Source organism: Bartonella vinsonii subsp. berkhoffii ATCC 51672 (assembly GCF_902825225.1).
In the GTDB taxonomy this organism is placed as follows: Bacteria; Pseudomonadota; Alphaproteobacteria; order Rhizobiales; family Rhizobiaceae; genus Bartonella; species Bartonella berkhoffii.
Genome location: NZ_CADEAK010000021.1, coordinates 1 through 5,000, shown reverse-complemented (window position 1 = coordinate 5,000; position 5,000 = coordinate 1). Strand labels below are relative to the sequence as shown.

4 protein-coding genes and 1 pseudogene (1 of these 5 running past the window's edge) are annotated in these 5,000 nt (G+C 41.1%); all 5 read right to left on the bottom strand.

The features are described 5' to 3' along the window. Positions 1-348, bottom strand: partial view of a DUF2087 domain-containing protein gene (locus tag J7R10_RS09990; protein ID WP_244428931.1) — the start only. Its footprint begins 378 nt before the window's first position; 348 of the gene's 726 nt are visible here — the first part of the coding sequence; the start codon lies at positions 346-348; the stop codon falls past the left edge of the window. Positions 349-518: 170 nt separating this feature from the next. Then, complete coding sequence (locus J7R10_RS09985; protein WP_246787413.1) at positions 519-839, bottom strand: hypothetical protein; 321 nt, start codon at positions 837-839, stop codon at positions 519-521. A 250-nt stretch (positions 840-1,089) separates the two neighbouring features. Further along, complete coding sequence (locus J7R10_RS09980; protein WP_244428929.1) at positions 1,090-1,470, bottom strand: hypothetical protein; 381 nt, start codon at positions 1,468-1,470, stop codon at positions 1,090-1,092. A 249-nt stretch (positions 1,471-1,719) separates the two neighbouring features. Further along, positions 1,720-2,895 (bottom strand): annotated as a pseudogene (locus J7R10_RS07245) (MFS transporter); the annotation flags it as partial. Positions 2,896-3,678: 783 nt separating this feature from the next. Continuing rightward, positions 3,679-4,767 (bottom strand): YrzE family protein, encoded by a 1,089-nt coding sequence (locus J7R10_RS07240; protein WP_010705544.1) that lies wholly within the window; start codon positions 4,765-4,767, stop codon positions 3,679-3,681. Between the last annotated feature and the right edge of the window lie 233 nt (positions 4,768-5,000).

Below are 5,000 nucleotides of genomic sequence, written 5' to 3'. Positions count from 1 at the left end.
TATAATTGCTGCATAAACAGCGCGTAAGGTAGGTGAAGTCATTGCAGAAATCAGTGAATTGCGTGTGTTCCGTTTGTGAAGTGCTTCTTTTCCCATGGGGAAAATATCGTTTCGAATAGGCAATTCATTAATTTCACTTAATTCTAATTGTAACGATTTCGAGCGTACAATCTGTTTGGCGTTGGTGCGTTTACGGATGATACCGAGACCACTTTGGCGATATTTGTGGTTTTCGGGTAGTGTTAAAGCCTCATAGGTGCCATCAAGCCTGTAGAGGATTTCTTCCCAGATAGGGGTTCTGACGCGTCGAACTCGTTGTTCGCCATTGAGAGCAACTGTTGTTGTCATTGTTGGTTCATGGAGACAAAGATAACCACCAGGAGCGATATATTCCCAAAGGGTTATAACAAATCGTACATCATCTGCGGGGGGGCCAGCATCGATCCAAGCAAAATCTATTGGTTGCCAAGATTTGAGTATGCTTTCATCAAGAGGGAAAAAATTTTCATTGATAAATGTTACTGTGTTTTTTTAATGCCATCTTTAAGAAGTCCTTGCCATGCTTCTTCTGCTGATTGGCCTTCTCCCGTAAAATCATCAATTGTAATAAGCCGTGGTTCGTAATTCTCAGGAATCCCTGAAGGGTTAAGTAAAGCTGTACGTTCTTCCCAAGTGGAGGATTCTAAAAGCTTTTTATCCTGTTTCCATGATAATTTCGCTTTTTGGAGTGCTTGAGCGATAAAGCGTGTGCTATCCCCTGCACCGATTTCAATGACTGTGCGTGGTCTTGCCATTTGAATGAGCGCATGGATAAGTTGAGCACTTTTTTCTGTTCCCATGCCAGGTCTTATCAGCTGCATCTTTTTACCCTTATAACTTTACCAATCGCAGCATTCCTGCTTTTACAAAAAACTTTATTGAATCCTCTAGAGGATGTTGAGTATGCATTGGTGTGGTGGCACTCTTTAAGAGCTGCTTTGTTTTTTCATGAAGCCGAATTGTACGCCCATTGAGTTGATTGATGGCAAGAGTGCCAAGAAGAGAATCTATGATACATATTGGTTCTCGTAAAAGTGCCGTTGCATTATCCTATGAAAATGCTTTTTGATCTGTTTCTATAAGACCGTGTTGTAGGAGTGATATCAAAAGACCTTCAGAGGCAAGAAGAGTACCATTCAGTTGTATTTCCCTCAGTGATTGGACAAGACAGCTTTCACGAAGTGTTTCAAATATGGGAAAATCGAATCCGCCAAATACTGCTCCTTTTATAGAAACAACTGTTACAGGTTGAATTTGGCGTTTCCCAATGAGCGCGGGCTTATTTCTCGTTATCTGTATGTCCTGTGCCCATTGAACGTGCGCCAAGGGATTAAGTTCACGTGGATAGACAGCGAAAGAATTGATGGCTATGGGTGGTGTTGGTTTTTGTAATTCGAGCGTGTGGGAGCTTTCATAACAATTATGTAACATATAGTCTGCAAGTTGCCACACATATAGGGTCTTGTTGCATGGTATTAAATCGGTTTATTGGCTGTTTTAAAATTCCAAGTTGCTGGAACGGTGGTTAATTCGTATTCATTGAAGTCATATTAGTTGGTGTGAGGCTGAACAAGATTAGAAACAACGGTTTTATAGAATGGCGGCTGTAACTCCGTTTTTGAGATATTGTTTGCTTGCGGGCAAATATCCGACTCCACTAATCATTATCAAATTCTCTTTTTCTTTTTTTTGTGCAGTGGTATTGAATGCAAAACCTAAAATGCCTGCGATCATTGTGGCGATACCGATGACAAGGAGTGTGCTTTGGGTGTAATCTACATGGACAAAGCCGGCTCCTATAAAACCAATGCATACGGCTGTTTGTATGATGAAGAGATAGGCGGGCATTTGACTGTTTCTGTGTTTTTTCCGGATGGCTTTCATCATAAAGCTTGCCATCAGGGCGTTTTGCACGCCATTGGCACTCCCAAGGATCAAAAATGAAAGCATCATCAACCACACGATGTTTGTGAGAGAAAAGCAGAAATTGCAAAGCCGATGGTTGCAGCGGCAAGTGATGCTCCAGCTGCATTGCCAAAGTGATGGAAAAGGCCAGAAAAACAGAGTGGACCAACTTCGAGGCCGAGACTTATTATGCTTGCAATCACCCCATAGGTTTCAGCACTTAAGTTGAGATCAGTGCGGATGCGGACAATCGATAAGACGTTGAGAGCAGAGGTGAGGATGATGGTAATGATGAGGGGGCAAGGGCATAGACAACATTTTTTTACGCAAGAGACCTATGACATCCAGTCCCTTTTTGGTTTGCTGTACTGTATTTGTCGTTTGTGCATGAATTTTTAAATTTTTAAAACAGAAGAGAGTGATAAAGGTTGCACAAAGAACCATGATTGAAAGCACAAACAATCCTCTTTGTCCGTTTGATAAACCATATAATACGCCTCCTAGGAGTGGTCCGGCAATATAACCAAGATTACGGACTGTTTGGATAATGCGGTTTAGTCGGTCTAATTGCTTATTAGTTTCTGCCAATTCAGGTACAGAAACGAGGATTGCAGACCAAAAGATTGAACCAGTACAACCTAGTGCGAAAGAAAGGGTAATATAAACCCAAAACTGGTTGGCAATTGCAGCTGTGGCTATAAAGAGTGCTTCAAATAATAAAACAAGAGTAACTGTTCGCGCTGGTTGGAAGCGATGTAAGAGGCGTGGGGCAATTGGTCCGGCACAAATTGCGCCGATAAGCCCTGATAACAGGAGCATTGAAATAAAGGCTGTGCTCTCTGCTAAGTGGAGAGCAAATGTAACTTGCGCTGTTTCATCGGTAAAGCTGCAAAATCCTAAAACGAGGAAGAGCCCACTTTGGGCAAAAATAATCGATTTTTTCTTTGTCACAATGCTCCTCAAGATAAAGCTTTGACGGTTTTTAAAATTTCTTCTTGTGCTATGTTATATGGTTTATCCTTTAATCTTGATATGCTCATGAAACATGCTTCAATCTTTTTCATTGAATGTTACGAAGGTTATGCAGGTTTACATCAACACTCTATTATGGAATTTTATAGGAAGTATCCCTATCATAGTTGTTTTTACAAACTTGCATGATGTTGCACTAAGCGTATTGAGTAATGATGAGGATTGGCACGATTTCATCAACAGCCAATGTGTTAACATTTTTTACTTATTACCTGAGATGATCAATATAGTGCCCCCTTATCGTTGGTAACATAAGCCCCCCAAGTTTTTTGCTACTCTTTTCACTGTAGCATGGATTTTATTGTTGTCAAAGGCAATGCCGATTGAAGGAAGTGCTTGCTCTTTTGAGGGGGGTATTACAAGTTCTATTATGAAAATAGCAAGCCATAAAAGGGAGGCCTGTAAAGCGCTCTTTCTGTATCAATGAGATGTTTTTAAACATGGTTTTTTGCATGTCCAATTTATAGTTAAGGAGGCGTGTGAAAGTTTTGACGGATTTAGTAAAGCCTAGCGCTCTTTACTATTTTTTTCACAATGAAAAAATAAAAAAAGACAAAGAATGCATGAAGGGCATAAAGGCGTGATGAGAGATCATTTTAAACGAGAGAGATCTCAAAAGTAAAATGATACAGCTCATTTGAAACAAAAAGCTGTACAATTTGTTTGTACAGCTTTTTTGTGTTTGCTTTAGAAGTAGAAGTTTTACAACATGAAAGTGTCCTTACGGCTTCTGTAGCCATAATAGCCAAACACACTGGAAATCACGGCGCCAATTAGACCTCCTAAAAAGCCCCACCAGCCCATGTAAGAAGCTGTTTTGGTGGCTTTAGTTGCACTGTTTTTTGCTCCCTTTACGGCATCCTCAAGATTGTCCAAGAGTGTTTCTGCCTGTTCTTCAAGGGCTTCGATAGCTTTTTCGGTTTTTGCCTCTGCTGTTTGATAGGCATGAAGTGCACGGTTGGCTGTTGTTTGTGCTTCAGCGCGTGTCATGCCATCATGCATAAGGGCATTGATGATATCGCTTCGATCAAACTTTGCTGTTAGCGCCTGTGCACGATCAGAAAGGCGGTCACCCAGATCTTTTAAGATGGTGCGCGTGTGAGAAGGATCATTTTTGAAAGCTGTTATCGCAGAACTAATATCTTTGAGAGCTGCTTGATAAGATTGCTTCAAACGTTCAGGATTGAGAGCAGGTATATCGCTTTTATTGAGAAGTGTGCGTAATTCACTATCAAGTTGGTCAAAATTGATGCCATTGTCACTGTTTTTTGCAAAAAACTTTTCCAAACTTTCGCTGTTTAATTTTGCAAGTAGGGGGGAAAAATTTGTTTTAAAGCTGTCTACGGTATGTTGGATTGCGGAAGTGTTTTCGAGAGCGGTTTTAGCTCCTATCTTTGCTGTACTAGAAACCATGTGGATGGCTTGGAGCGCCATGATAAGGGTTAACAGGGCCCAAGTGAGAAAGCCATGAAGTACACCTGAGGATTCTGCAAAACGTCCGGCAACAAATCCTCCCAAAGCAAGGCTGATTAACATGACGATAAGAGATCCCATGCCAATGGAGAGAAAGCTTCCTTCAAAAGGTGTGGAAGAGGTGAAGTCCATTTGGCTGAAGCCTAATGCTGCAACCAGAAAAGATAAACAGATTGATGTTGCAAGGGCTGTGACCAGTCCAGCAAAGATTGCGGACCATGAAATGGGCGTTTGAAAAAAAGGATATTCTGTTTCTAGAGATGTTTCACCTAGAAAATGGGTATCGAATGGTGTGTCTTCAGGAATGCGGGTTTCCATGTTTTTATCTCCTTGAATGATGCTAGAGATAAAATGCCTTTTTCTCCATTATGTTCCCAAAGAGACAAATCAGTGCGAATGATGCGCCCAAAATGGAGGGGAAAGTTCGTAAACAGACAGGAATGATCAGGTTTTTATAATGGGAGGTATCAGGTTATGATGGGACACACGGATTTTGATGATGAGACCGTTAGGGTGATACCCCTTTCTTGCGAAATTCTGATCTAGAGAGC

What these genes read in the sequence shown, in the direction of transcription:
- J7R10_RS09985 (WP_246787413.1), bottom strand. Translation starts at nt 839, where the DNA reads ATGGGAACAGAAAAAAGTGCTCAACTTATCCATGCGCTCATTCAAATG.
- J7R10_RS09980 (WP_244428929.1), bottom strand. Translation starts at nt 1,470, where the DNA reads ATGTTACATAATTGTTATGAAAGCTCCCACACGCTCGAATTACAAAAA.
- J7R10_RS07240 (WP_010705544.1), bottom strand. Translation starts at nt 4,767, where the DNA reads ATGGAAACCCGCATTCCTGAAGACACACCATTCGATACCCATTTTCTA.